Annotated in this window: 3 protein-coding genes; all 3 read left to right on the top strand. The window is 58.1% G+C overall.

Going from position 1 to position 3,655, the window contains the following annotated elements:
* Window positions 1-589: hypothetical protein (locus ACETWG_11165; protein MFB0517145.1), on the top strand; the 589-nt coding region annotated here is incomplete at its 5' end.
* Window positions 590-611: 22 nt separating this feature from the next.
* Window positions 612-1,667 carry a PorV/PorQ family protein gene (locus ACETWG_11170; GenBank protein ID MFB0517146.1) on the top strand — a complete coding sequence of 352 codons (1,056 nt, stop codon included), beginning with the start codon at window positions 612-614 and terminating at the stop codon, window positions 1,665-1,667.
* An 89-nt stretch (window positions 1,668-1,756) separates the two neighbouring features.
* A complete protein-coding gene (locus tag ACETWG_11175; protein MFB0517147.1) occupies window positions 1,757-3,595 on the top strand; it encodes a glycoside hydrolase family 9 protein in 1,839 nt (612 codons plus the stop codon).
* Window positions 3,596-3,655 lie beyond the last annotated feature (60 nt).

Here is a 3,655-nt window from a genome sequence, read left to right on the forward strand (position 1 = left end):
GCGGGTCTACCGGAAAAGGGGTGCGGCTATGGTGAATGATCCCGATGATCACGGCACCGGCGAACGCTGGCAGTTGATCTATGAAACCCAGGACCGCAATGAAACCACCTGTATCGATGAGCAGGTGGATATAGGTGTCAGCTATTATTATGCGGTCACAGCCATTGACAACGGCTCTCAGAATACGGACGGCCTTTTTCCCGGGCAGCCCCTGGAAAGCTCCCGCTATGCCAACCGAACCAGCTTGCCGGCCATACCGTTCAAGGAGGGCCTGGCGACATCAGACCGGGTACGAGTGGTGCCCAACCCCGTCACCACCAAGGCCGGGGAACTGGGTTTCCCCGGTGATCCCGACCGGGTGCTGTTCACCAACCTGCCCTACCAGTGCCGCCTGCACATCTTCACCGAAACCGGTGACCAGGTGCTCAGCCTGGACCACTTAGGCACCGACCAGGAAATCTGGAATCAGCGCACCGATGACAACCAGTACGTGGCCAGCGGCGTGTACGTCCTGACTGTCACGGAGGCCGAGTCCGTCGATGGCAGGGAGCTACCGGATCAATTCGTGAAATTCGTAATCGTCCGCTAATTAATATATTTGGGATATAAAAATGAGAACTGATTTTCAACGGCGACCGAACCGCTTGCGGAGCGAAGGGCTCCAGGCTGGCCGGATTTTGGCGCTCGCCCTGGGTCTATTCGTAGGGTTCGACTTGCAGGCCGGGATCATCAAGAAGGCCCAGGTAGGCTTTCGTTTCCTGGAAAATCCCATCTCAGCCGAGGCCGTGGGTCGGGGCGGACTGGGTCTGGTGATGTTCCGCAACGCCAATACGGTGTTCTGGAATCCTGCCGGCCTGGGATGGATCAATACCCGCCTGGATGTGGCCGCCAATTATACGCGCGGGATTGCCGACATCAATCACGGATCATTTGCCGCGGCGGTTGACCTGGGCGGCTCACGGGTGGTGGCCTTCGACGGCCTTACCATAGACTATGGCGATTTCTATGGTACCCGCCGGGCGGACAATGACGAGGGCTACGTGGATACCGAGGTGTTTTCGCCCCAGGCCTTCGCTCTGGGCCTATCTTTCGGCCAGCGGGTGAGTGATCGTTTCTCCTATGGCGTCCGGGTAAAATACGTCATGCAGGACCTGGGCGATGCCTGGATTACAGTGGATAAGGCGGAGGGCCTGACAGATACTACCACCAAGAACTATGCCCTGGCTGAGCCTGCCCTGGACCTGGGGGCAATCTATGACTTCCAGTTCCACGGCATCCGCTTCGGGGCGGCGATACAGAACTACTCGCGTCGGATCAGTTTCGAGACCCAGGAAATTCCCCTCCCCTTCGCCATCAGCTTCAGCATTATGGTGGATCCCCTGTCGATTGTCCGGCCCGACCTGGGGGATCACGTGCTCCATCTTGGCTTGGAAACCCGGCATCCCCGAGACTTTAAAGAGAAAGTCAAGCTGGGAGCAGAGTACGCTTTCCGAGACATGTTCATCGTCCGGGGTGGCTTCATGGGCAATTATGACCAGAGGGGGCTAACCCTGGGCTTCGGCTTCAAACAGGCCTGGACGGCCGGAACGATCCGCTTTGATTACGCCTACCAGGATTTTGGCATCTTTCAGGCCGTGCACATCGTTTCCTTCGGCATCGCCCGTTAGGTGGCAATAACCACGCGCCTGAATGGGATCGCATTTGATCTCAACCGCAAATCGTCTCTACTTTTTAATGACCAACAGTTGAGGTTCCTATGAGCTTGCGCCATGTTTTCGTGCTCACCCTGGCACTGCTATACACCCACGTTCTCTGGATGGACGTTGCTTTGGCAAAGGAAAGCCGTCGAACTATCTACCTGCGAGCCAACCAGGTGGGGTACCTGCCGGAGGATAGCAAGATCGCTATTGCCTTTGCCCACCGATCCATAGGGAAGCGCAAGTTTGAAATCATCGATACCCGCTCGGGCAAACGCGTGTGGGGCCCCGGGGAACTGGGTCCCAACAGTGGTACCTACGGCAATTTTGCCTACCACTACCGGCTGGACTTCAGCGAGTTTGACCAGCCGGGACGCTACCAGCTGCGGATCACCCGCTCGCGCTACACCTCCCTGCCCTTCAACATCGGCGCTGAATCCTATAACGGCTTGCAGGAACTGCTCCTGTACTACATCCGTCAGCAGCGGTGCGGTTACAACCCATTCCTGGATGTGCATTGCCACCAGCAAGACGGCCGTACCGTCTACGGTCCCATGCCCGACAGCACCTACATCGATGTGACCGGGGGCTGGCATGATGCCGGGGATTACCTGCGCTACCTGCTTACCTCCGGGAATTCGGTATGCCGTATGCTCTGCACCTACCGGGAGAATAAGGGCAAGTTCGCCGATGAGGTGAATGCTCTGGGTCAGCCGGATGCCAACGGCATTCCCGACATTCTGGATGAGGCCAAGTGGGGATTGGATTGGATGCTGAAAATGCACCCTGAACCGGATCAGTTGTTCCACCAGGTGGCGGATGATCGGGACCACGTGGGATGGCAGCTGCCCCACGAGGATATCGCCGATTACGGCTGGGGGCCGAACAGCTACCGGGTGGTGTACTATGCCAACGGCCAGCCCCAGGGGTTGTTTGAACACCAGAACACCTCTACCGGGATCGCCAATCTGGCGGGGCGCTACGCCGCGGCCATGGCCATGGCCTGCGATATCTGGAAGAACGACCTGGGCCAAGCGGAGTTTGCAGCTCGCTGTCTGCAGGCGGGGATCGAGGTCTATCACCTGGGTAAGGCCCAACCGGGCTGTCAGGAAGGCACCCCTTGCCGGGCACCCTACCGCTATCACGAGATAACCTGGGCCGATGATATGGAGTGGGGCGCAGCGGAGCTCTACAGGCTGACGGGCGAAGACGCCTACCTGGAAGACGCCAGGTCCTTTGCACGCATAAGCGCTTCGACCTCCTGGATGGGTGCCGATACCGCCCGCCATTATGAATACTACCCCTTCATGAATATGGGCCACTACGCCCTGTATCCCCTGGTGGATAAGTCGTTCCAGGACACCCTGGCGGGCTATTGCCGGGAGAGCATCGATAAGGTATGGGCCCGCGGCAAGGATAACCCGTACCACTTCGGCGTGCCCTTCATCTGGTGCTCCAACAACCTCGCTTCGGCTTTCATCAATCACATTATCCTGTATGAGCGGATGACCGATGACACCGGCTACCACACTTTCATGCTGGAAAACCGCGACTGGCTCTTAGGCCGTAATCCCTGGGGAGTGAGTGCCTTTGTGGGGATACCACAGGAGGGGGGGAATACACCGCTCTACCCTCACAGTCCCCCGGCAAATATCACCGGCAAACCGATCACCGGCGGCCTTAACGACGGTCCAGTCTACACTTCGATCTTCAGCCAGCTTCAGGGACTGAGACTGACCAGGGAAGACAAGTATGCCCCCTTTCAGTCCTCCCTGGCGGTCTACCACGACGACCTGGGTGATTATTCCACCAATGAGCCTACCCTGGACGGCACCGCCGAGGCCCTGGTTTTTATGACCTTCTTCGCTAATGATGAAATTCTGATCCCGGAGCCATGAGAAGCTTATGGCGCAGCTGGCAGGCAAGCGCCTACCGGCCCCTGGCGGTTAGCAACTGTT

The organism is Candidatus Neomarinimicrobiota bacterium (genome assembly GCA_041862535.1).
Lineage (GTDB): Bacteria > Fidelibacterota > Marinisomatia > SCGC-AAA003-L08 > TS1B11.